This window comes from Jatrophihabitans sp. (genome assembly GCA_036399055.1).
In the GTDB taxonomy this organism is placed as follows: Bacteria; Actinomycetota; Actinomycetes; order Mycobacteriales; family Jatrophihabitantaceae; genus Jatrophihabitans_A.
The window spans coordinates 15,210-38,700 of sequence record DASWNX010000046.1; the positions used below are offsets into that span (position 1 = coordinate 15,210).

General features: G+C 71.2%; 11 protein-coding genes and 1 tRNA gene. 3 read left to right on the forward strand and 9 right to left on the reverse strand.

Annotation, left to right across the window (positions count from 1 at the left end; translation table 11 throughout):
- Positions 1-14: 14 nt before the first annotated feature.
- Both VGB75_20015 and VGB75_20020 read left to right on the forward strand, forming a co-directional pair.
- Complete coding sequence (locus VGB75_20015) at positions 15-1,694, forward strand: alpha-amylase family glycosyl hydrolase (protein HEY0169336.1); 1,680 nt, start codon at positions 15-17, stop codon at positions 1,692-1,694.
- 44 nt (positions 1,695-1,738) lie between these two features.
- Positions 1,739-2,809 (forward strand): DUF2332 domain-containing protein, encoded by a 1,071-nt coding sequence (locus VGB75_20020; protein HEY0169337.1) that lies wholly within the window; start codon positions 1,739-1,741, stop codon positions 2,807-2,809.
- Between the two features lie 21 nt (positions 2,810-2,830).
- Here VGB75_20020 and VGB75_20025 read toward each other — a convergent pair whose 3' ends face one another.
- From VGB75_20025 to ssb, 5 genes are all read right to left on the reverse strand, one after another.
- Positions 2,831-3,568 (reverse strand): SDR family oxidoreductase, encoded by a 738-nt coding sequence (locus tag VGB75_20025; GenBank protein HEY0169338.1) that lies wholly within the window; start codon positions 3,566-3,568, stop codon positions 2,831-2,833.
- Between the two features lie 68 nt (positions 3,569-3,636).
- Positions 3,637-4,251 (reverse strand): hypothetical protein, encoded by a 615-nt coding sequence (locus VGB75_20030; GenBank protein HEY0169339.1) that lies wholly within the window; start codon positions 4,249-4,251, stop codon positions 3,637-3,639.
- Between the two features lie 4 nt (positions 4,252-4,255).
- Complete coding sequence (locus VGB75_20035; protein HEY0169340.1) at positions 4,256-4,774, reverse strand: thioesterase family protein; 519 nt, start codon at positions 4,772-4,774, stop codon at positions 4,256-4,258.
- A gap of 41 nt (positions 4,775-4,815) precedes the next feature.
- Complete coding sequence (gene ettA, locus VGB75_20040; protein HEY0169341.1) at positions 4,816-6,498, reverse strand: energy-dependent translational throttle protein EttA; 1,683 nt, start codon at positions 6,496-6,498, stop codon at positions 4,816-4,818.
- A 97-nt stretch (positions 6,499-6,595) separates the two neighbouring features.
- Positions 6,596-7,093 (reverse strand): single-stranded DNA-binding protein, encoded by a 498-nt coding sequence (gene ssb / locus VGB75_20045; GenBank protein ID HEY0169342.1) that lies wholly within the window; start codon positions 7,091-7,093, stop codon positions 6,596-6,598.
- 213 nt (positions 7,094-7,306) lie between these two features.
- Between ssb and VGB75_20050 the strand changes: the two genes are divergently transcribed.
- Positions 7,307-7,379: transfer RNA gene (locus tag VGB75_20050), tRNA-Arg, on the forward strand.
- Positions 7,380-7,521: 142 nt separating this feature from the next.
- On the opposite strand, the gene VGB75_20055 is transcribed toward VGB75_20050, so the two are convergent.
- From VGB75_20055 to VGB75_20070, 4 genes are all read right to left on the reverse strand, one after another.
- Positions 7,522-21,567, reverse strand: a complete 14,046-nt coding sequence (locus tag VGB75_20055) for a MupA/Atu3671 family FMN-dependent luciferase-like monooxygenase (GenBank protein HEY0169343.1) — start codon at positions 21,565-21,567, stop codon at positions 7,522-7,524.
- Positions 21,568-21,580: 13 nt separating this feature from the next.
- Positions 21,581-22,846 carry an MFS transporter gene (locus VGB75_20060; protein HEY0169344.1) on the reverse strand — a complete coding sequence of 422 codons (1,266 nt, stop codon included), beginning with the start codon at positions 22,844-22,846 and terminating at the stop codon, positions 21,581-21,583.
- 4 nt (positions 22,847-22,850) lie between these two features.
- Complete coding sequence (locus tag VGB75_20065; protein HEY0169345.1) at positions 22,851-22,982, reverse strand: hypothetical protein; 132 nt, start codon at positions 22,980-22,982, stop codon at positions 22,851-22,853.
- Positions 22,983-23,187: 205 nt separating this feature from the next.
- Entirely contained in the window at positions 23,188-23,487 is a 300-nt protein-coding gene (locus tag VGB75_20070; protein ID HEY0169346.1) for a 4a-hydroxytetrahydrobiopterin dehydratase, read from the reverse strand.
- Positions 23,488-23,491: the final 4 nt, after the last annotated feature.

Consider the following 23,491-nt stretch of genomic DNA (forward strand, 5'->3'; position numbering starts at 1 on the left):
CACCGGAGGAACGCGTGCCCGACACGCCCATCGAGAACCCCGACCGCTCCCGCGGCTCCTCTGCCCCGAGGCTCGTCCTCAGCGAGGTGACCGCTCCCCCCGAGCACGTGTTCGTCAGCGGCCCTGACGCGCCCTACCTCAGCGGCGCGGACTGGTGGCGCAGCGCGGTGTTCTACCAGGTCTATCCCAAGAGCTTCGCCGACGGCAACGGCGACGGCGTCGGGGACCTGATCGGCGTCCGAGACCGGCTCGACCACCTGCGAGAGCTCGGAGTCGACGCGATCTGGCTCAGCCCGTTCTACACCTCCCCGATGGCCGACGGCGGCTATGACGTGGCCGATCCCACGGACGTGGACCCGATGTTCGGCGACCTCTCCGACTTCGACGCCCTGCTGGCCGCCGCGCACGAGCGCGACATCAAGGTCACCGTCGACATCGTCCCCAATCACTTCTCAGACCAGCATCCGTGGTTCCAGCAGGCGCTGGCCGCCGGTCCAGGCTCACCCGAGCGGGCCCGGTTCATCTTTCGCGACGGCAAGGGCCCGGACGGCTCGGAGCCGCCGAACAACTGGCCGGCCATCTTCGGCGGCCCCGCCTGGAACCGGGTGCCCGACGGGCAGTGGTACCTGCACCTGTTCGCCCCCGAGCAGCCCGACCTGAACTGGGACAACCCCGAGGTGGGCGCTGAGTTCGAGCGGATCCTGCGGTTCTGGATGGATCGCGGCGTGGACGGTTTCCGGGTCGACGTCGCGCACTCGATGGCCAAGCCGAAGGGCTTGCCCGACATGGACCTGACCGACTACCTCGGCCCGAACACCCAGCTGGACCCCGACCTGCGTTTTGACCAGGACGGCGTGCACGAATGCCTGCGGTTGTTCCGCCGGGTGATGGACGACTACCCGCACCGGATGGCGGTGGGCGAGGCGTGGGTGCCCGACGACGTCCGGCTGGCCCGTTACGTCCGTTCCGACGAGCTGCACCTGACCTTCAACTTCCGGTTGATCGAGGCGGCCTGGTCGGCCAAGGACTTCACCGAGGCCATCGACGGCTCGCTCAAGGCGATGGCGGAGGTCGGCGCGCCGTGCACCTGGGTGCTGTCCAACCACGACATAGTGCGCCACACCACCCGCTACGGCGGTGGGGCACTGGGCCAGGTCCGAGGCCGGGCCGCCGCGCTGGTCCTGCTGTCGCTGCCCGGGGCGGCCTACCTGTACAACGGCGACGAGCTCGGGCTGGAGAACGTCGAACTGCCCGACGAGGTGCTGCAGGACCCGACCTGGAAGCGCAGCGGTTACACCGAACGCGGCCGCGACGGCGAGCGGGTGCCGCTGCCGTGGGAGGGCGACGAGCCGCCGTTCGGGTTCAGCGCCTCCTCCGACACGTGGCTGCCGATGCCGCCGGAGTGGCGCCCCTTCACGGTCCAGGCCCAGCTGCGCGACCCCGACTCCACCTTGTGGCTGTACCGCCGGGCGCTGCTTCTGCGCCGGGAGCTCAAGGAGCTGCACGGCTCGTCCTTCGCCTGGTTGGAGGCGCCCGAGGGCTGCCTGGCCTACCGGCGCGGGCCGGACCTGGCGGTCGCGCTCAACGCCGGCGAAGAGCCGGTCGAGCTGCCGCCGGGCGAGATCCTGCTGTCCTCCTCCCCGATCGTCGATGACAAGCTGCCGGCCAACACCGCGGTGTGGCTGCGGGTCTGAGTCCTCCTCGCCGACGCCCCGCGAGGCTGGCCTACCGTCTGGGTATGACGAGCCTGGCCGACCAGTTCCGCCGGCACGCGCGGCACCTGCCGGACGGGCTGTACCGGACGCTGATGCTGTCGATGGCCGAGGACCTGCAGGCCGGCGGCGTGGTCGCCGAGATCTGCCGGGACTGGGCAGACGCGCCGGCCAACGCGGTGGTGCAACTGCGGCTGCTGGCCGGCGTCCAGCGCTTGGCGCTGAGCCGGGCCGAGCCGCAGCTGGCGATGTACTACCCGAACCTGGGCGGCGCCGCCTCGCCGGCCGAGGCCTGGCGCGACTTCGAGCCGGTGCTGCGACGCCACGTCGACGAGCTGCGCCAGGCGCTGACGATCGCGCCGCAGACCAACGAGCCAGGACGCTCCGTGCCGCTGCTGGTCGGGCTGTTCGACGCGGTCGGCAGGTCCGGGCTGTCCTCGGTGCGGCTGCTCGAGCTCGGCGCCTCCGCCGGGCTCAACCTGCTGACGGACCGGTTCTTCATCGCCGGCGAGGGCTGGTCCCACGGTCCGGCGTCCTCGCCGTTGCGGTTGACAGAGGCAGTGCTCGGGCCGGTCGCGCCCGTGCCGTTCACGGTGGTGGACCGGCGCGGTTGTGACCTGGCGCCGGTCGACGCCACGACGGTGGAGGGTCGGCTGCGGCTGACCTCGTTCGTCTGGCCACATGACCTGCACCGGCACGAGCGGTTGCGAGCGGCGCTGGCGATCGCCGCGTCGCACCCCGTCACGGTGGACTCCGCGCCCGCTTCGGCCTGGCTGGCATCGATGCTCCAGTCCCCGCCCGCGGACGGCGTGCTCACCGTGGTCTGGCACTCGATCACCCGGCAGTACTGGCCGCCGGAGGAGGTGGCGGCCACGTCGCGGGTGCTCGACGCCGCCCGGGACCGGATGCCGATCGCCCATATCGCCATGGAGTTTCCCGTGGCCGAGGCCGCCGGCCCGGACGGCGAGCCGGAGTACCGGCCGCCCGAGCTGACCCTGCGGCTTTCTGCCCCTGGCGGTCTCGCCGACCGCGCGCCGGTGCTGCTGGGCACAGCGGCCGAACACGGTGTTCCGGTGCGGCTGGCTTCCTCCTCGTGACCGCGAGGGTGGCAGGCCGACTCAGCCGACCGGAGTCTCGATCAGCTCGGGCTGCTCGGCGCCGTGCGGGATGTCGATGCTGGCCTCGCCGGTGCGCAACGCCCGCAGGATCACCTGGGCGACGTAGCCGGTGCTGTGCACGACGAAGCCGGGAAACGGCTCGGTCCCGAGCTGGTAGATGCCGCCGGCGAACTCGGTGGCGGTCAGCGACGGGAACACGGTGGACACCTCGACGCCGTCGGCGGCCAGCTCCACCCGGGCCACCGCGCTCATCATCGCCAGGCCGGCCTTGCTGGCGGCGTAGGCCGACACCGTCGGCGCGGGCGTCTGGATCACGCCGGAGGAGACGTTGACGATCCGGCCGCCGCCCTGCTCGCGCATGGCGGGCAGCACGGCCTGCGTCATCGCCAGCGCGCTGACCAGGTTGAGCTCCAGCAGCTGGCTGAACTCCTCCGGCTCGGTGTCGACCAGCAGCTTGAGGATGCCGGCGCCGGCGTTGTTGACCAGCCCGTCGATCCGGCCGTGCCGGTCGAGGGTGGCCTGAATCAGCGCGTGCCGGGCGGCCGGGTCGGTGACGTCGGTCGGCGCCGCCAGCGCGCCGCCGAGTTGCTCGCTCAGCTCCCGCAGCCGGTCGGCCCGGCGTGCCGCCAACACCGGCAGCGCGCCGGCGGCGTGCAGCGCGCGGGCGGTCGCCTCGCCGATGCCGGAGGAGGCGCCGGTGACGATCACGGTCTTACCGGTGAGATCCAGAACGGCCATGGCTCATTGTGCGGCTTCGTCTCGCCCGCGCAAAGGGGCCGCGACACCGGCGCGGATACCCCTGCCCGCTACAGCGACAGCAGGCCGAGGGAGTCGCCGCTGCTGACATAGGTCGAGCCGAAGGCGGCAGCGATCCTGATCCAACCCCGGCTGACGTCGACGGCGGCCTCGGAACCCTGCGGCAGGAATCCCATCCGGGTGAGGGCGGTCAGCGCCCCCAGCCGGACCTCGACGGGCGGCGTCGAGCCGTCGCCCGCGACCGTGAGCACCACCGAGGCCAGCAACGACTCCTGGCTCTGCCGGCTGGTCGCCCCGGCGGCGAGTTCGGCTCCCGCACGCACCAGTGAGCGGATCACGCTGTCGGGCACCAACTCCACGCGGCGCCACCCGTGCCGGGGCGGCAGGGCGCTGAGCCAGTGCGCGTCCTTGCCGGCCGGCGGGGGCCCGGACTGCTCGGCCCAGAGCAGAAAGTCGGCCGCTGCCACCGTCTGGTCAAAAGAGGCCGCCGGCTCGATGGCCAGCGTCCTGCCGGCCAGCACCTCGTAGGGCAGTTGGACGAAGGCCGCCAGCTTCCGCTCCGCGGCTCGGAACCGGATCGTCGAGGCAGGCTCGACAGAGACCGCACGTTGGGCCAGCGGTATGAAGTCGGCCAACTGCTCGGCCGTGATGAGTGTGTCCAGCACCGGATCAGTCCTGCGCGGCCGGCGAGCCGGTGATCGACTCGTCGACTGCGGCCTGGCCGCGACCGGTCGGCCGGACCGGCGCGCCGGCTGCCGGCTGGCCCAGGTCGGCGGGCTGGCCCGAACCGGTCGGCTCGTCGGCGTAACTGATCAAGATCGCCACCTCGTCTTCGGTCAGGCGTCGGGGCCGGTCGACGGTGAAGTCGAATGCCACCAGCGTCGTGACGGCCTTGGCGGCCAGCGTCGGTCCGTCGTAGACGTGGTAGCGGACGTTGAAGGACGCGGCCCGAATCCGCTCCACCCACAACTCCAGCCGTAAGGGCTCGGGGTGGTAGATCACCGGACGCAGGTAGGTGATCTCGTGGTGTGAGACCACGGTGCCGCTGGAGAACGCCAGGTCGTGGCGGTCGAAGAACATCGACACTCGTGCCTGTTCGAGGTAGGCGAGGTAGGCGGTGTTGTTGACATGCCCGTAGGCGTCCATGTCTGACCACCGCATCGCGCAGCGAGCGACGAAGCGTGCCACCGGAGTCGGCGTCTCCTATCTCTGTCCGGTCAGCGGCCGGCTCAGTCGCGGGTCAGCTTGCGGTAGGTGACGGCATGCGGGCGCGCGGCATCGGCGCCCAACCGCTCGACCTTGTTCTTCTCATAGGACTCGAAGTTGCCCTCGTACCAGTACCACTGGGCCGGGTTGGAGTCGTTGCCCTCCCAGGCCAGGATGTGGGTGGCGATCCGGTCCAGGAACCAGCGATCGTGACTGATCACCACGGCGCAGCCCGGGAACTCCAGCAGCGCGTTCTCCAGGGAGCCGAGGGTTTCGACGTCGAGGTCGTTGGTGGGCTCGTCGAGCAGCAGCAGGTTCCCGCCCTCCTTGAGGGTCAGGGCCAAGTTCAGCCGGTTCCGTTCGCCGCCGGACAGCACCCCGGCTGCCTTCTGCTGGTCTGGGCCCTTGAAGCCGAAGGCGGAGACGTAGGCGCGGCTGGGCATCTCGACCTGGCCGACCTTGATGTAGTCCAGGCCGTCGGAGACCACCTGCCAGACGTTCTTGGTCGATTCGATCCCGCCGCGGTTCTGGTCCACGTAGCTGACCTTGACCGTCTCACCGACCCGGACCTCGCCGGAGTCGGGCCGCTCGAGCCCGACGATCGTCTTGAACAGGGTGGTCTTACCGACCCCGTTCGGGCCGATCACCCCCACGATGCCGCCGCGCGGCAGCGAGAAGGACAGGTCCTTGACCAGCACCCGGCCGTCGAAGCCCTTGTCCAGGTGACTGACCTCGACCACCACGTTGCCCAGCCGCGGACCCGGCGGAATCTGGATCTCTTCAAAGTCGAGCTTGCGGGTCTTCTCCGCCTCGGCGGCCATCTCCTCATAGCGCTGCAGGCGGGCCTTGGACTTGGCCTGCCGGCCCTTGGCGTTCTGGCGCACCCAGTCGAGCTCCTCCAGGAGCCGTCGCTGCAGCTTCTGGTCCTTCTTGCCCTCGATCTTGAGCCGCTCGGCCTTCTTCTCCAGGTAGGTGGAGTAGTTGCCCTCATAGGGGTGCGCCCGGCCGCGGTCAAGCTCGAGGATCCACTCGGCGACGTTGTCGAGGAAGTACCGGTCGTGGGTGACGGCCAGGATGGTGCCCGGGTACTTGGACAGGTGCTGCTCAAGCCACTGGACGCTCTCGGCGTCGAGGTGGTTGGTCGGCTCGTCGAGCAGCAGCAGGTCCGGCTGCTCCAACAGCAGCTTGCACAGCGCGACCCGGCGACGCTCGCCACCGGACAGGTGGGTGACCTCCTCGTCGCCGGGCGGGCAGCGCAGCGCGTCCATAGCCTGCTCGATGCGGGAGTCCAGTTCCCAGCCCTCGCCGTGCTCGATCTTCTCCATCAGGTCGCCCTGCTCGGCCAGCAACGTGTCGAAGTCCGCGTCCGGGTCGCCCATCGCGGCCGACACCTCCTCGAAGCGCGCCAGGTAGCCGCGCATCTCGGCGACCGCATCCTCGACGTTCTCGCGGACCGTCTTGGACTCGTCCAGCGGCGGTTCCTGCTGCAGCAGGCCCACCGAGGCGCCTGGGGCGATCAGGGCATCGCCGTTGGACGCCTGGTCCAGCCCGGCCATGATCTTGAGCACGGTGGACTTGCCCGCGCCGTTCGGACCGACCACGCCGATCTTGGCCCCGGGCAGAAAGGCGAGGGTGACATCGTCGAGGATGACCTTGTCGCCATGCGCCTTGCGCACCTTGTGCATGGAGTAGATGTACTGAGCCACTGGTAGTCCCTGCCGCTATCGAGTCGAGCCGTTCCGGTTGACTCCAGTGTCCCATCCGCCCGACCCGAGGTCGCCCACCCCCGTCCCGCGGCCGGGTTCAGCCTGCGGGCGCCAGCTGCCTGGCTGGCTCGTGGAGGCCGCCGACGGGGTCCGGCTCGTCGACGAGCTCGTAACCCTGATCCTCAGCGCGGATCGGCATGCCGTCGGCGTCGAGCTCCACCGAGCCGGAGAAGCCGTTCTTGCGCTTCTTGAACTCCGCGGTGCCCCTGGCCAGGTCATGGCCGATCGACTCCGGCTCGATCTCGTAGGCGATGTGGTTGGCCTCGTCCTTGACGTACTGCCTGGAGAAGATCCGGCCGTGGAGCACGACTGGATCGCCCTTCTTCAACGAGGCGGCGACATTCTCTGCGAACTCCCGCCAGAACGTCACATTCACGAAGAACTTGTGGCCGTCCACCCACTGGCCGGTGTCGCGGTCCTTGCGGCGCTGGGTGCTGGCGACGCGGAAGGACACCCGGGACAGGCCCGAGGCGGTGGGGCGGTTGGCGACCTCGTCCACCACATTGCCGACGAGGGTGATGCTGGTTCCGTACACGGTGAGCTCCTCTGGGAGAGATTGTCGAGAGATACCGGGTCAGCCCGGGGCCCGTTCGGGTTGAGGCAACTCAACCGCGCGGGCCGGCCGGCCGGCCGGCGCCGGGACCGAATGTGGACACCGACGCGCCCTGTGGACAACGTGATTCGAGGGGGCCGATCTGCCCGTCCTGCGACGGTTGGAACCACCGCGGTGTCGCTAGCATGGGCGCAAGCCCTCGTAGCTCAGCGGATAGAGCTCCCGCCTTCTAAGCGGGATGTCGCAGGTTCGAACCCTGCCGGGGGCGCTGACGAATCGAGCCCCGGCCACGCCTCTGGCGGGCCTCAGAACAGGATCGTCATCGATGGGGCCCTGCTCCCCTCTCGGCCTCCCGCGCTGCTCACCGGCCGCCGGAGCTAGTCCAGCGACACGGCGAGGGTTCCCTCAGGTCACGGGGTGCGCCAGGGTTTGCCGTCGGGGTCGGCGACGCCAGCGGTGAGGATCTCGGTGAAACGTCTCGCCCAGGCGGCGATGGTCTCCGGGTAGAAGAGCTCGGTGGCGTATTCGATCACGAGCCTCAGGCCGCCGTCTGGGGTCACGGTGATCACCCAGGTTTGTTCGGCCCGGGCCACGGGAAGGTTGACGTCGACGCACGGGGAAGGGTCCAGGCCGAGGAGGGTGAGGCTGGGGCTCGGGGTGTTGGAGGACGAGAGCAGGACTCTAGGTGGGTTGCCTGCGAAGGAGCCGCCGGCGACCTCGTTGAGGATGGGCGCCGGGACGGACTGCAGCGCCAGGCGCCGCCAGATCGCGTCGCGCGCGACGGCGACCAGGCTGGTGAAGGTGGCCGCTCCGGCAACCGGAGCCACGACCCACGAGGAGAGGGTGAAGCATCCGACGACGTTCTCGAAGCGGGCTTCAGGGCGGTTGGCCGCTGCGCACATGAAGGCGTTGACCGAGGATCCGGTGACCTCGTGGGCCAAGGCAGCGAAGGCGGCCAGGTGGACGGCGAAGGCCGTGGCTCCCACGCGGGCCGCCTCGGCGTCGATCGCAGGGATCAACTCTGGCGCAAGGGCGGCGATGTGGACGGCCCCGTTGCCGGTGAGGGATGCGGCCCGAGGCTGGTCGGTGGGGAAAAGAAGGGGGTGGGCGCCCACAGCGTGAACGTGGTCGGCCCATTCCTGGACGGCGGCACGGGTGGCGGGGTCGGCGAGATAGGCCGACTCCCACTCGGTGAAGTCGATGTAGGTGGCTCTCAGGTCCGGGAGGTCGGGGGCCTCGGCGGTGACCTCTGCCCGGTACAGCTCACCCAGGTCGCCGATGAGGACGCCCATGGACCAGCCGTCGCTGACGGCGTGGTGGACGGTGAGCAGTAGGTCAGCGCGGCAGTCGGCGATGGTGAACAGCGTCGCCCGGAAGGTAGCCGCTGCGGTGAGGTCCGCAGGGTCCTCGGCAGCCGCCAGGACCAACGCCTCAAGGTCATCCTCGGAGGCGTCGACGACCTTCAGCGAGGCCTCGCTTGCGAACATCACCTGCTGGCACAGCACACCGTCCACCTCACGGACCCGGGTGCGAAGGGCCGGGTGCCTGAGCATCAACGCGGTCAGCGCGCGATGCAGAGCAGGCACGTTCAGCTCGCCGTGGAGGCTGAAGCGGCTGGCGATCGTCAGCACCCTTGGGTTGTCGCGGGTCGTGGTCACGCGGTGAGAGCGCTGTTGGCCGCGACTGGCCGGGGCGCTGGTCTCGACGTCGGAGGGCTCCAGCTGCGGGGCCAGAAAGGCCGCCAGACTGCGCACGGTCGGCCTGCGCAGGAAGTCCACCACGTCCAGCCGCACGTCCAGCTCGGCCCGGATGCGGTTCACCAGCCGGATCGCGCTCAGTGAGTGCCCGCCCAGCTCGAGGAAGGTGGCGCCCGGCGACACCGTGTCCACGCCGAGCTCAGCCGCCCACACCGCGGCCAGCCGCTGCTCCACTCCGCCGCGCTGTCGCGCCGCTGGCTGCCGGGACGTGCCGAGCGTCGGTTCGGGTAGGGCGGCCCGGTCGAGCTTGCCGTTGGTGGTCAGCGGCAACGCCTCAAGTGCCTGCCAAGTCGCGGGGATCATGTACTCAGGCAACCGGGTCGCCAACCTCGCGCGCAGGTCGGCGACAGCCACCCCGGGCGCGGTGACCACGTAGGCGGCCAGCCGCACCGTGCCCTCGGAGTCGGTCCAGGCGCGGACCGCTCCTTCGCGCACGCCGGGGAGCGTGGCGAGCTGGTGCTCGACCTCGCGGGGTTCGACGCGGAAGCCGCGGATCTGCACCTGCTGGTCACTGCGGCGCAGGAACTCCAGCTCACCGTCGGCGCGCCAGCGGACCACATCGCCGGTGCGATAGCTGCGATCCTCGCCGGCGCCCACGAACCGGGCGGCCTGGTCGGGGGTCGGCTCGACATAGCCGCGGGCCAGCTGAGCGCCACCGACCAGCAGCTCACCGGGCTCGCCCACCTTCACCCGGCGGCCCTCGTCGTTCACGACCCGGACCCAGGTGCCCGGCGCCGGCCGGCCGATCGTGGGCGGGCCGTCCCCGTCCGCCGTGACCTCCGCCCAGGTGGAGACCACAGCGGCCTCGGTGGGGCCGTAGGCGTTCCAGAGCCGGAACGGCGCCCCGGCCGGTGGCCTGCGGTGCAGGGCGTCACCGCCGACGACCAGGTGCCGCAGGGCGACCGAGCCGTCGGTGGGCCAGGGCTGGTCGAGCAGCAACTCGCCCATCGGGGTGGGGACGAAGGCGACGGTGATGCCGGTGTCGATCAGCCAGTCGCGCAGCCCGGCCGGGTCATAGCGCAGGCTGGGCGGGGTGATGCACAGGGGCGCGCCGACGTGGAGGGCGGACCAGACCTCGATCACGGAGACGTCAAACCCGGGGCTGCAGAACCACGAGAGCCGGTCGGCGGCGGTCAGGTCCAGGGCGCGGGTGTACCAGCCGAGGGTGTTGGAGATGGCGCGGTGCTCGATCAGCGCGCCTTTGGGCTCGCCGGTGGAGCCGGAGGTGAACAGGACGTAGGCCAGGTCGTCCGAGGTGAGGGGGTGGCCGCTGATCCCAGTCTTCTCGGCGAGCCGGTCGATATGGATGGTCGGGAGGCCGCCGGGGACCTCGACGCCGGCAGTGGTGATCACAGCGGCGGCCCTGGCCTTGCCGGCCATGAGCCCGAGGCGGGCAAGGGGCTGCTCCGGGTCCATCGGCAGGTACGGCACCCCGGCGGCAAGGGCGCCGAGCATGGCTGCCACGGCGTCCGCGCCGCGGGGCAGCAGGACTGCGACCGGGGTTCCGACGGGCACCCCGAGCTCGGCTATGGCGCCGGCCACGGCGGCGGCGCGGGCGCTCAGCTGGGCGCTGGTGGTCACCTGGCCGTCGTCGATGACTGCGGGAAGCTCGGACTGGCGATCGAGGACGCCGTGGTGCAGGAGCGGGGGGCCGTGAGGCGCCGGTCCGCCCCTGGTCCAGGCGGCCGGCGGGAGCTGGGTGTCCCGATCGAGCTGGTCCAGGTCGCTGACGGGGCAGTGCGGGTTGGCCAGGACAGCGGAGAGGACCTGGCTGTAGGTCGTGAGCAGGAGGCCGGCGGTGTCTGGCTCGAACAGGTCCAGGGCGTGGTTCAGGCGGCAGCGCACGGTGTCGCCGAGATTGGTCAGGAACAGCACCAGGTCTGCCGGGGCGCGGTCGGGCAGGACGTCGAGAAGCGTGGCGCGGACGCCGGGGAGGTCGAGCTCGAAGTAGGCATCGTTGTCGTAGACGACCATGGTGTCGAACAGCGGGTTGCGTTGCGGGTCCGGGTGGCCGCCCAGGGCGCGCACGATCTCCGGCAGCGGGGCGTCCCGGTGTTCCTGGGCGCTGAGCAGTTGCTCGCGAACGAGCTTCAGCACGTCGGTGAACGTTGCCCCGTCCTCGATCTTGATCCGCAACGGCAGCGTGTGCACGAAGAACCCGACGGCCCGCTCGGCCCCCGCAAGCCGGTGCGCGAACGGGCTGCCGACCACCAGGTCCGACTCGCCGCTCAACACCCGCAGCGTCAGAGCCCACCCCGCCAGCAGCGCGGTGAACGGCGTGACCCGGTGCTCACGGGCCACCGACCGCAACGCGGCCGTCAACTCGGCGTCCAGTTCCGCTCCGACGGATGCGCCCCGACCGGACGGCTCCGAAGGGCGCGGGTGGTCATAAGGCAGATCCAGCTCGCGGGGCGCACCCGCCAGCAGCGCGGTCCAGTACGCCAGCGACTCCGCCGAAGCCGGCTGCGGCGCCGGTAACGGGTCGGCGACCGGCAGGGCGACGTCGGCGCCGGTGGCGGCGGCCCGGTAGCCCGCGGAGATCTCCTCGGTCAGGACCATCGCGGACACGCTGTCGATCACCAGGTGGTGCATCCGCAGCACCAGCAGGTGCCGCTGCTCGTTCAGCCGGACCAGGTAGGGCGCGAACAGCGGGCCGGTGGCCAGGTCGAACGGGGTGGCGGTCTCGCGCGCCATCGCCCGGCGGGCGGCCTCCTCGACATCGGCTCCCGGCTCTTCGCGCACGGGCAGCGCCAGCTCGGACGGGGCGGCGACGACCCGCTTCAGCACGCCGTCGATGTCGTGGAAGGTCGAGCGAAGGCTGTCATGGCGAGCAGCGACCGCGCTCAGCGCCGCTCGCAATGCCGCGACGTCGAGTTCGCCTTCCAGCGCCACGACCAGGGACTCGGTGTAGGTGGGGCGCCCGGGCAACGCCTGCTCGGCGTACCAGATCTGCTGCTCGCTCGGGCTGGCGTCACGGACGTCACGCTGGTCGTCGGTCGACTGGCCGTCGGCGAACCGGGAGCGCAGCCTCTGGATGTGGGGCAGCCCGGCGGTGATCTGCGCGGGCGGGACCCCGAAGTCGATGAAGCAGGCCACCTCGTTCACGCCGAGGGCCGTGAGACTGCGCACGATCGGCTCGGCGTCGTCCAGGGTGCCGATCAGGGCTCGGTCGAGGCAGTAGCGCTTGTAGGCGTTGGAGAGGAGGTACTCCATGTCCTCGGGGTTTGTGTTCTGCATGTCGATGGAGAAGCCGAGGCTGTTGGTCACCTGCCCGAACAGCAACAGCGATGAGCGCAGGTAGTCGCAGAACGGGCCGAACGCCTCCGCGCGCGCTCGCTCGGTGTCGTCGCCGAGATAGGTGTGCAGCAGCAACACGACCCGCCCACCGTCGGGGTCCAGGCCTGCTTCGGCTCGCGTACGCCGGTAGAGGGCGATGTTCTCCCCCAGCTGCTCCACGCTCTGCACCATCAGGTTGGTGATGACGCCGAACCCGGCGCGCGCTGCCTGCCGGTAACTGTCAGGGTTGCCCACGATCGCGGTGTAGAAGTCCGGCTCGGACTGGATCGGCTTCGGGTACAGCCTGACCTCGATCTGTTCGCCGGTGCCTGCCTTCCTGAGCACCGACTCGCCGCGCCATAGCGCGCGGATAGTCTCCACGCCCTCGAACATGACTTCCCGGTGCTTGCCGTACGCCTGCGGCGCCAGCACGAAGTCCCGCGCGTGCCAGCCGCTGGCCACCCCGATCGACACCCGCCCACCGGAGAGGTTGTCCACCACCGACCACTCCTCGGCGACCCGGATCGGGTCGTGCAGCGGCAGCACCACGCTGCCTGAGTGCAGCCTGACCCGGCTGGTCTGGGCAGCGATCGCGGCGGCGAGCACCGACGGGTTGGGGAACACGCCGCCGAATGAGTCGAAATGCCGTTCCGGCAGCCACACCGCGTGCAGTCCACTGCGGTCGGCGAATCGAGCGGCGGACAGGATGGCCGCGTACTTGTCACCGGTGCTCTCGTGTGGGTAATCGCCGAAGAAGTACAGGCTGAAGTCCGGGGTCGTCGGGCCGACGTCGGTCGAGGCCACCTCCGCCACCGCTGTCTTGGCCACGACGGCGGGGATGCTCGGCAGCGATCGCCGACGCGCGGGCGCGTCGCTGGGCTTGCCCTGCAGGAAGCCTCCGCGGCGCAGGTCATCCACGCAGTTGCGGACGGCGTCGAGGATGAAGTCGACGTCGGCGTCGGTGTGGGCGGTGGACAGGAAGAAGTTGCGCCACTCCCAGACGTGCACGCCTTCCATCACCAGGTGGTGGAAGAGCAGCTCCAGGTTGCCGCGGTGGGCGAACCGGAACAGCGACCCGAACCATTCCACCGACAGCGGCAGGTCCTCGGCTGCGAAGAACTCGTTGAGCGTTCTCCCGAGCCGCTCGGTGCGCTCGCTCACGGCGCGCTGCAGACCGGGTCCCTGCTCGCGCAGGTGGGTCAGCACAGCCTTGGCCGCGACCATGGCCAGCGGGTGCTGGATGTAGGTGCCGCCGAAGAAGGTCGTCTCACCTTGGGGGACGCTGTCGTCGCCGTACTGCCAGTGACCGCCGTCGATCCAGTCCATGATCTCGGCGCGGCCGGCGATGGCGCCGATCGGGTAACCGCCGCCGATCAGCTTGCCGTAGGTGGCCAGGTCGGCTTGGACCCCGAAGATCCCTTGGGCGCCCTGCGGGTGTGGGCGGAACCCGGTGAGCATCTCATCGAACATCAGGACGATGCCGGTCTCGTCGCATAGCCGGCGCAGCTCGCGCACGAACTCGACCGGCTGCCGGTTCGGGTAGCGGCTGGGCACGGCTTCCAATACGACGGCCGCGATCTCCCCGGCATGTCTGCGGATCACATCCAGGCTGGCCTCGTCGCCGTAGCCGAGCACCATCGACTCTGCCACCGCCGAGTGCGGCACGCCCGCCGACACCGGTACGGTCCGCGGCCTGTCGCCGCCGGGCACCGGCCTGCCGAGCACCGAGTCGAAGTGCCCGTGGTACGAGCCGTCGAAGGTGACGATCTTGGTGCGGCCGGTGTGCGCGCGGGCCAGTCGGAAGGCCGCTGAATTGGCCTCGGTGCCGGTAGTGGCGAAAGCGACGCGGTCCAGACCGGTCAGTCCGGCCATTAGCTCAGCGGCCTCGCCTGCCTCCGGGCCGCGCGGGCCCAAGCGCATGCCATCAGCCTGGTAAGCGGTCACCGCCTCGGTGACGAAGTCGGGCTCGTGTCCGAACATCAGCGCGCCGAAGCCCATGGTGATGTCGACGTAGGTGTTGCCGTCGACGTCCTCCAGGTACGCGCCGCGGGCCCGGCGCGCGGCCAGCGGGTAGAGCAGCTCCTTGGTGACGCTGCGGAAGCCGACCACCGCGCGGCTGTCAGCCAGCGGCCGTCGGTAGCGCTGGGTGAGCTGCTTGGAGGTCTTGGTGCGCGCGGTGTAGCGAGCGATGAGGTCATCGAGGTGGGCGCGCTGGGTCGCGGTCAGCCTGCCGCCGGTCATGCCCGAGCTCTGGGTGACGGTGGGCCGGGGCCCGAGCTGAGTGCCGTCCGTGGGCTGCGGTGCTGTCTGGAGCTGCGGTGCTTCCGTGGGCTGCGGTGCTGCCGTGGGCTGCGGTGCTGCCTGGGGCTGCGGTGCTTCCGTGGGCTGCGGTGCTTCCGTGGGCTGCGGTGCTGCCTGGGGCTGCGGCGTGACGGGTAGGGGTGCGGCGAGCCTGCCGGTGAACACGGCGAGCTGCTCGGACATGAGCTCGGAGAACCGGCCCATCAGGGTCAGCTGCTCGCGGACCACTGCCTCGTACCCGCTGCTCGGCGCCGTCGCCGGCTGCTGTTCGGAGGCCACGACGGGGAGCGGCGCCGCAACCGGTTGGACGGCCGGGGCGGCAGGCAGCGGCTGCGATGCGGGGGTGGGCTGCGGGGTGGCAGGCAGCGGCTGCGGTGCGAGGGTGGGCTGCGGGGTGGCAGGCGGCGGCTGCGGTGCGGGGGTGGGCTGCGGGGTGGCAGGCAGCGGCTGCGGTGCGGGCTGCGGGGTAGGCATGGGCGCGGCGGCCGCGGGCGCAGGGGCCAGTTCGGCGCGCTTGGCAGGTGACATCCGCTCGGCGACCACGGCGCTGAGCCGGGCCGGGGTATCCACCACTTCGAACAGCTCCCGCATGGCCACCCGCACGCCGAAGGCGACCTCCAGCTCGCGAACCATGTTGATCATGAGCAACGAGTCCGCGCCGAGGTCGAAGAACGGCGCGTCGGGGGGGACGCGGTCCACCTTGGATCCCAGATGGTGTGCGGTCAGCTCACGTATCTGGGTGAGCACCAGCTCGGTCAGGTCATCGGTCTGCTCGGCCGGCATGTCCGGTGCACTCTCCTGGGTCGCGGGGACGGGGACCACGACGGGGACGGGGACCACGACGGGGACGGGGGCCACGGCAGGCGCCGGGGCCACGGCAGGCGCCGGGGTCACGGCAGGCGCCGGGTCGATCCAGTGCCGCGTCGGCTGGAACGGGTAGGTGGGCAGCGGGACCCGCCGGCCGCCGGGGGCGAGCATGGCCCAGTCAAGCTCGACGCCGTGGCAGAACAGGGCGGCAAGCCCGGGGATGACGGTGTCGGCGCCACGGCGGCGCAGTGGGAGCCAGGTTGTGCCGGACCACTGCCTGCCCAGCGCAGTCAGCACACCGGACGGGCCTAGCTCGACGAATGTGGTGTGACCTTCGGCGACCAACTGGTCCACCGAGTGGCGGAAGTCGGCGGTGGACCGGGTGTGCGTGCGGACGTGGTCGGCGCCCAGCACGGCGCCTTCGGTCAGCACGGCGCCGGTCCCGGAGTAGACGGGCAGTGCCAGCGGCTTCCAGTCCAGCGCCGCCGCCTGGCCGGCCAGGGCAGCGAGGACGGGCTCGACCATCGGGGTGTGGAAAGCGCGGTCGGCGGCGAGCCGCCTGCATTCCACGCCTTGTGCCAGGAGCTGGCGCTCTGCGTCAGCCACCGCCTGGGGCGGGCCGCCGAACACGATGTGCCCGGGCCCGTTGCGCACAGCGACCGAGAGCCCAGGAAGCTCGCAGATATCGGCGAACACGGCCAGCAGCGCGCCCTCGGGCGCGGTCTGCATCAGCGCCCCTCGCACCGCGGCCAGGTGCATCGCGTCCTCTTCGGACAGCGCCCCGGCGCAGGCGAGTGCCGCATACTCCCCCGCGCTGTGCCCGACCACGGCATCAGGTCGCACGCCCAGTTCGGCGAGCAGCGCCACCTGCGCCAGCTGCACCGCGAGCAGGGCCGGTTGCAGCGTCTCGGTGGTCCACTTGCGCGGTTCGCCGAGCAGCGGGGGCAGCAGGTCCACGCCCCAGTCGTGGCGATGCTGGTCGAGCAGCCGGTGCAGCACGGTGGCCGAAACGGGGTGTGCCAGCAGCGCGGTTCCGGCGCCCGCGCAGTCCACGCCCTGTCCTGTGAAGGCGAACACGAGTGGGCCTTTGCGTCCGGCCACCCCGCTGGCCGAGCCGCCCGCGCGTAGTTCGCGTGCGGTCGCCTCGGCGTCCTCGCCCCAGGCCACCAGCCGGTGTGGCAGCCGCCTGCGACCGGCGCCGAGGGTGATCAGGGCGTCCGCTGGGCTGACTTCGGCCAGCGCATCGGCGGTGGACCCGGCGAGTTGGGCCAGCGCCTGCGGTCCGCGCGCGGACAGCGGCACGATCCACGGCGCCGACACGGTGGACGGCTCCTGCGCGGGCGCCTGTTCCAGGACCACATGCGCGTTCGTGCCGCCTACGCCCAGCGCGGTCACACCTGCCCGACGAACCCCGGGCACTGGCCACGGCATCGGCACGGTCGGCACGGTGATGCCACCTTCACCCAGGCGCAGCGCGGGGTTGGGCGACTCGAAATTGGCCTGCGGGGGCACGGTTCCGGCGCGCAGGGCCAGGACAGCCTTGAGCAGCCCGGCCATGCCTGCGGCCGTGTCGAGGTGGCCGATGTTGGGTTTCACCGACCCCACCAGCAACGGGTCGCAACGGTCACCGAAGGTCTGCCGCAGAGCCGCGATCTCGATCGGGTCGCCGAGGGAGGTGCCGGTGCCGTGGGCTTCGATGTAGCCGATGGACCCCGGCTCGACCCCGGCTGTGGCGAGTGCGTCGCGCACCACGGCGACCTGGCCTGCGACACCGGGCCAGGTGAAGCCCTGCTTGGCCGAGCCGTCGTTGTTGATCGCGGACCCCAGGATGACCGCGTGCACGGTGTCGCCGTCGGCGAGGGCGGCCTCCAGCGGCTTGAGCAGCACGGCCGCAACGCCGTTACCGCCGACCGTGCCGTCGGCAGCCGCGTCGAACGCGCGGCAGGCGCCCGTGCTGGACAGGATCGAGCCCTGCTCATACCGGTAGCCCACGACCCCAGGCACGTGCAGTGCGGCAGCCCCTGCCAGGGCCATGTCGGCGTCACCTGCCAGGAGCGCGGTGATCGCGGTGTGCACGGCGACCAGCGAGGTCGAGCAGGCGGTGCGCACGGTGACCGCGGGCCCGGTGAGGCCGAGCCGGTAGGCGACGCGGGTGGCGAGAAAGTCCGGGTCGTTGCCGATCGCGACTTGGAGTGCGGACAGTTGGTCGCCCGCGTCCGCGCCGCCCAGGTTCTCGCGGAGGTAGCTGCGCAGGGAGTACAGCGCCATGCCGGAGCCGGCGTAGACGCCCGTTCGGCTACCCGCCCCGGCATAGCCAGCGTGTTCCAGGGCCTGCTGGCAGACCTGGAGGAACAGCCGCTGCTGCGGGTCAGTGACGGCGGCTTCGGCGGGGCTCATGTTGAACAGGTCGGCGTCGAAGGCCGCGATGTCGGAGAGCGCACCGCTGACCGGGACGTACGCCGGATCGTCCACCAGGGACGCCGGCAGGCCCGCGGCGAGCAACTCGTCGCGGCTGAACCGGGTGGTGCTGACCACGCCCGCGAGCAGGTTGTCCCAGTACTGCTCCAGGTTGGGCGCACCGGGGAAGCGGCCGGCCATTCCGATGATGGCGATCCGACGGTCGCGCACGTCACCGCGGCGGGTATCGGTCGGGCGCCCGCCAGCCAGTTCGCCGAGGTGGGCGCTCAGCTCGACCTCGGTCGGGTGAGAGAACAGCTCCGTAAGCGGGAACTCGCGGCCGAGGGCGGACTGGAGCGCGGTATGCAGACGCATCATGCCCAGTGATCCAAGGCCTGCCTGGTAGAAGGGCGTGTGCGGATCGACGCCGCCGGGCACGATCCGGCGCAGCTCCTCGCGGACCAACCTGCGCACCGATCCGGCAGCCGGCTTGGGCTCGGCCTTCACAGCTGCAGCCGTCTGGGTCGGCGCACTCGGGATGTCGGCGCCGAACGCGTCCCGGCAGGCCACGGCGGCGCCTTCGAGCGGCTCCGGGGGCAGCATCCGGCGGGCGACCGGGTTGGCGCGGTCGACGCCGAGGAGCACCTGCCCCGGTGGCAGGCGCATGGCTGCGGTGAACAGGTTGACACCCTCGACGGAGGAGAAGCTGAGCAGCTTGCCCCGGACGGCCGCATCGCGGTAGTCGTGGCCGGCGTTCATGCCGGTCGACCCCCACAGACCCCAGATCAGGGTGTGCACCGGGTTATCGGCGCCGAGCCGCTCCGTCAGGGCTTCAAGGTAGTGGTTACCGGCGGCGTACGCGCCGGCGCCGACGCTGGGGAACCAGGTCAGCAGGGAGGAGAAGGCGACCAGCCTGCTCCCTGGACGCCGCCGCACTACCTCCGCCACGGCGTTGGACCCGGCCACCTTGGCGCGGGTCTGCGCCCGCCACTTGTCGGCGGTGGTCTCGGCGAGCTGGATCGATTCGTAGAGCCCGGCCAGGTGCAGCACCCCCGCCAGCGGCTCACCCCAGGCCACCTCCGCCTCCGCGACGGCGGCTTCGAGCGCGTCCGCATCAGCCACGTCGACCCGGACGTATCGCGCGTCGGGCCCCAGCTCGCCCAGGTCCCGGGCCGGACCACGGCCGACAACCAGCATCCGGATGCCGAGCCCGGGCAGTATCGCCCGGCCGACTCCGCCCAGGCCGCCGGTCACCAGCCAGCAGCTTCCCGGCTCGATGGCCGACCTGGCGCCAGGAACGGGTTCGGCGGGCTCCAGGGTGCGGCCCACCCAGCGGTCGTGCCAGGCGATCACCGACTCGCTGTGGATGAAACTCAGCGCCTCGGCGATCCGAGCCGGGTCGGTGGTGGGCAATTCCAGACGCCAGCTGCGCAGCTCGGGTAGCTCCACGCTTGCGGTGGCGGCGATGGCTGCGGTGAGAGCGGTCCTAGGGTCGCCGTGGCCGACGGCGACCAGCTCGCCGGTCCAGCCTGCCGCGGCCAGCTCCTGCACCAGCTTGAGGACTGGGATCGAGGCCTGCTCCTCGTCGGTCGCCGGCGCCACGACGATCAGGTCGGCGGAGAGGTCGCCGGGCTGCAGAGCCTGCGCGCCGGGCAGCGCGGCGGCAAGAGCGGCGGCAAGAGCGGGATCGCCGAAGACCCGGACCCGACCGGGATCGCGGGTCGCGGAAAAGGACAGTGGTGTCCACACCGGACGGTGCAGGGCGTCGGGAAAAGTGGTGGGGGCGGACTCGGCCAGCTCGACCGCCCGCAGGCCGTCGTTCAGCTCGCCGCGCAGGAGCCTGCCCCGCATGGCGGTGCGCTGGATCTTGCCGCTGGTGGTCTTGTCGAAGCCGGCCCGATCCACGGCCGCAAGCAGCACCGAGGCCAGCCCGAACCGTTCGGCCAGCCGCCGCCGGACCGCGCCGACGACCTCGCCGGTCAGCCCGTCGGCGGGCACGAACACCACGGCCAGCCGCTCGTCGCCCTCCGGGGTGGGCACGCCGAACGCGGCTGTGAAGCTGACCGCCACCCCGGGCAGCGCGCCGACCACGTCCTCGATCTCGTGGCAGAAGTGGTGGACGCCGTTGATGATGATGATCTCTTTGGCCCGGCCGGTGATGGTCACCCGCCCGTCGGCCATGAACGCCAGGTCACCGGTGTCGAACCAGTCGCCGTCTCCGAACGCCTCGGTGTTGGCGTCCGGGTTGTTCAGATAACCCGGCGTCACCCGGTCCGACCGGCCCTGCAACCGGCCGATCCGCAGCTCCGGCAGCACCGTCACGCCATCGGGCGCGGCGATCCGGAACTCCGAGCCGGGACTCGGCGCGCCCATGCTGAGGAAGGTGGAGCTTCCCTCGGCAGGCGCGGCCAGCAGCTCCACCCCGCCGTCGGAGGCCTGCCGGACGTGCTGCACGGCTTCGGGCCCGTAAGCCTGGTACGTGATGGCCGTGCACGTCTCGGCCATCCCCCAGGCCAGCAGCACGGTGTCCGGCCGGACGCCGAACCGGGCGGTGGCCTCGACGAACCGGCGCATGATCGGCTCGGTGCACTGCTCTCCCGCGTTGACCAGAGCGCGCAGCGGCGTGAGGTCCCAGGTGCGGGCCGGGTCGGCGGTGGTGAGCGCGTCGGCGACCAGACCGAACCCGAAGTTGGGCGACCAGCTGTGCTGGGCCCGGTAGGAGTGCAGCAGGTCCAGCCAGCGCAGCGGGTCGGCGAGCACGTCGGCGGTGGGGACTTGGACGTTGTCGCAGCCCAGGATGACCGGGCCGATGTGGTACATGACCAGCCCGGCGACGTGGTCGAGCGGCAACCAGTTCACGAACACGTCCCCGGCGCCCATCCTGCTGACCTGGCGGGCGGCCTGGGCGTAGCGGATCAAGCCGCGGTGGGTGATCTGGATGACCTTGGACTTGCCGGTGCTGCCGGAGGACAGCTGCAGCATCGCCACCGCGCCGGGTTCGGGTCGGTGGATGCCATCGGCGGTCTCTCCGGCGGCGCACTCGGCCAGGTCGATCACCCGCATGGACGTCAGCCCCGATCGCTGGGCGTGTGCGCGCAGCCCGGCGACGGTCGCGCCGCCGGAGAGCACAGCCGGCTCGCCGAGATCGCGCCAGGCGTGCTCCAGCTTGTCCAGCACGGGCGTGCGCGTGGCGTAGGTGGCCGACTGGGCCACCGCCACCGGGGTGATGCCGCCGAGCAGGCAGGCCCACAGGCCGATGACGTGCTCGGCCAGTGACGGCGTGTGCAGCACCGCGGCGTCGCCCACGCCGAGACCGGCAGCGCGCAGGCCCGCGAGGGTGCGGGTGGCCCGCTCAAGCAGCTCGGGGTAGGTCAGGACTCGGGTGAGGCCCTGCTCGACGACGTGCACGCCACGGTCGCGGTGTCGCTCGGCGGCGCTCAGCAGCGCCTCGACCAGGGTCGTCGGGTCCTCCGCTGCGATGTGCAAGCCGCCCGTGCTGGTGAGCGAGGACGGCCCGGTCAGGTCGGCGCCCGGCTCGACCAGGGCGGCCGGCGGTCCAGCGACCCAGGGGGTTGGCAGGTCGACGAACTCGCCGAGGTGTCGCCTGCCTGTCTGGGGGACGGGCAGGACAACCGGGGTGGTCACCGACGCCGGGACCGCAAGTCGCCTCAGCGCGCGCTCGTCGGGCTCGCCCTCGGAGTCGCGCGGGATGGCCGAGACCACCGAGACCAGCAGTGGGTCGCCCTCGACCGCGCCGAGCGCGGCCACCACCCGGCGCACCCGCGCGGGCGCCGTGCCCGGGGTGGGCACCACGTGCGCGACTCGAACGTCGAGGCCGTCGGCGGTGGTCGCGGCGAGCAGGGCGGCATCGGCCACCAGCGGGTGGCCGAGCAGGGTGGTGAGCAGGGTCTGCGGCACGGCGGTTTCCCTATCAGCTTGAAGTCGTCGCCCGGTCGCCCGGCTTGCGGATGGTCTGGATCACGTACCCGAGGGCCAGCACGATGACCACGCCGTGCAGCAGCGCGGCCACCGCCAGCGGCGTCCACACCTCCAGCAGGCCCGAGGCGACCAGTAGGCCGATGCCCAGGCCCGCGTTCTCGGCCATCGCGGTCAGGCCGAAGAACAAGCCCCGCGCAGGGTCCGGCTCGGCCTGCACCCTGGTGGTGTAGGTGATCTCGATGAACCCGTCGGCGAGGCCGGCGACCAGGGCCACCAGCAGCACCCAGGGTTGGCCGAGGCCGGAGAACGCGGCGATGAAGGCTGCGGACATCACGGCGGTGCCGATCACGAACGCGCGCTCGTCGTGCCGGTGTCCGCTCTTGTAGATCCGGCTCACCAGCTGGTGGGCGGCAAACAGTCCGATCGCCCACGCAGCCCAGAAGTTGCCGACGAACCCAGACGGGTTGTCCGGTTGCAGCTGGGTGGCGTAGATCGGGATGCCGACCTGGTGGGAGGCCGACCCGAAGGCGTCCACGCATCGGATGACCACGATCGCCAGCACGGAGGGGGCGGCGGTCAAGGCGACCAGCACGAGCTTGCTCCGCGCCGTGAGGCTCGGCCTCTCCTGCTGCCGGACCTGCCGCACGCGGCGCGGAAAGCGCAGCCTGACAGTGGACAGCACCAGCGCGGAGACGCAGAAGGTGCCGGCATCGACCAGGAACGCCGCCGTGTAGCCGACCCAGGACACCAGCAGACCGCCGGTGGCGAAGCCCAGCGCCATCGCCACCGCGCGGCCTGTCACGAGCAACCCGTTGGCGCGCATGCGGTTCTCGGCGCCGACGAAGTCGGGCACCGTGGCACGCAGCAGCAGTTGGTTGGTGGTGTTCAGCACTCCGATCGAGACCGCCAGCACCGGCAGCAGCGCCACCCGGACGTCGTTCGAGGACAGGGCGAACACCAGCAGCATCGACGCCTGCGCGAGGTCGCAGCTGATCATCACCACCCGCCGCGGCAGCCGGGCGGCCACGGCCCCGCCGGCCATGCCCGCGAAGAATCCGGAGGCCATCCGCAACACCAGGAACAGACCGGTGGCCACTGCGCTGCCGGTCGTCTGGTAGACGAACAGCTGCAGCGCCACCATGTTCAGATAGCTGCCAAACGAGGACGCCCCGCTGCCGGCGACCAGCAATCGGAACCGACGCCAGTCGGCGCGCTCCAGCTCGGGTTCGGCCGTGATGGCCGGGCTGAGTTCGGTCATCGCGTCAGCGCCCCGCCGCGCTGAGCGCCGAAGCGGGCGAGAAGATCCACGTCCAGCCCAGGCTCAGGGCGGAGCTGTCGCGGTGCGTGCGGGCGCCCCGCACGTCCTGGGTCGGTTGGAGTGCGGTGTCTGTCATGGCATCACGGGTTGTGGTGGTCATCGACGTCGCCCACGTGACACGAAACTCTCCTACACCCCAGACCTGGCACAGCACACTTGGTGTGACAGGCGCAAACCGATTGAAAACGATTAAACCTAGCCGGAGGGGGTGCATTTGCCAATGGCCGAGCGCTGTGCCGTTTGCCTGACCAGCTAGAGCCGCACGCGGCCCAGGAGAAGCCTCAGCGCAGCCGGTCGATGATCGCGTCCAACTCGCGGGCCAGCTCCAGGTCCAGCCGGGTCAGCCCGCCCGCGGAGTGGGTGCTCAGGCTCAGCTCCACCGTCCGCCAGGACAGCCTCAGGTCCGGATGGTGATCCAGCCGCTCGGCGACCGGGGCCAGCTCGGTGATGAACCGCACGGCGGTCAGGAACGAGCTGAACTCGACGGTCCGGATCAGGGCGTCGCCGGCCACCGACCAGTCCGGCGCCCGCCCCCGCAGGCCGTCCTCCAGTTCCTCGGCGCTCAACAGCGTCCGGCTCATCTTG

Coding starts and splice junctions, on each gene's coding strand:
- VGB75_20020 (HEY0169337.1), top strand. CDS start 1,739: ATGACGAGCCTGGCCGACCAGTTCCGCCGGCACGCGCGGCACCTGCCG.
- VGB75_20025 (HEY0169338.1), bottom strand. CDS start 3,568: ATGGCCGTTCTGGATCTCACCGGTAAGACCGTGATCGTCACCGGCGCC.
- VGB75_20060 (HEY0169344.1), bottom strand. CDS start 22,846: ATGACCGAACTCAGCCCGGCCATCACGGCCGAACCCGAGCTGGAGCGC.
- VGB75_20065 (HEY0169345.1), bottom strand. CDS start 22,982: ATGACAGACACCGCACTCCAACCGACCCAGGACGTGCGGGGCGCCCGC.
- VGB75_20070 (HEY0169346.1), bottom strand. CDS start 23,487: ATGAGCCGGACGCTGTTGAGCGCCGAGGAACTGGAGGACGGCCTGCGG.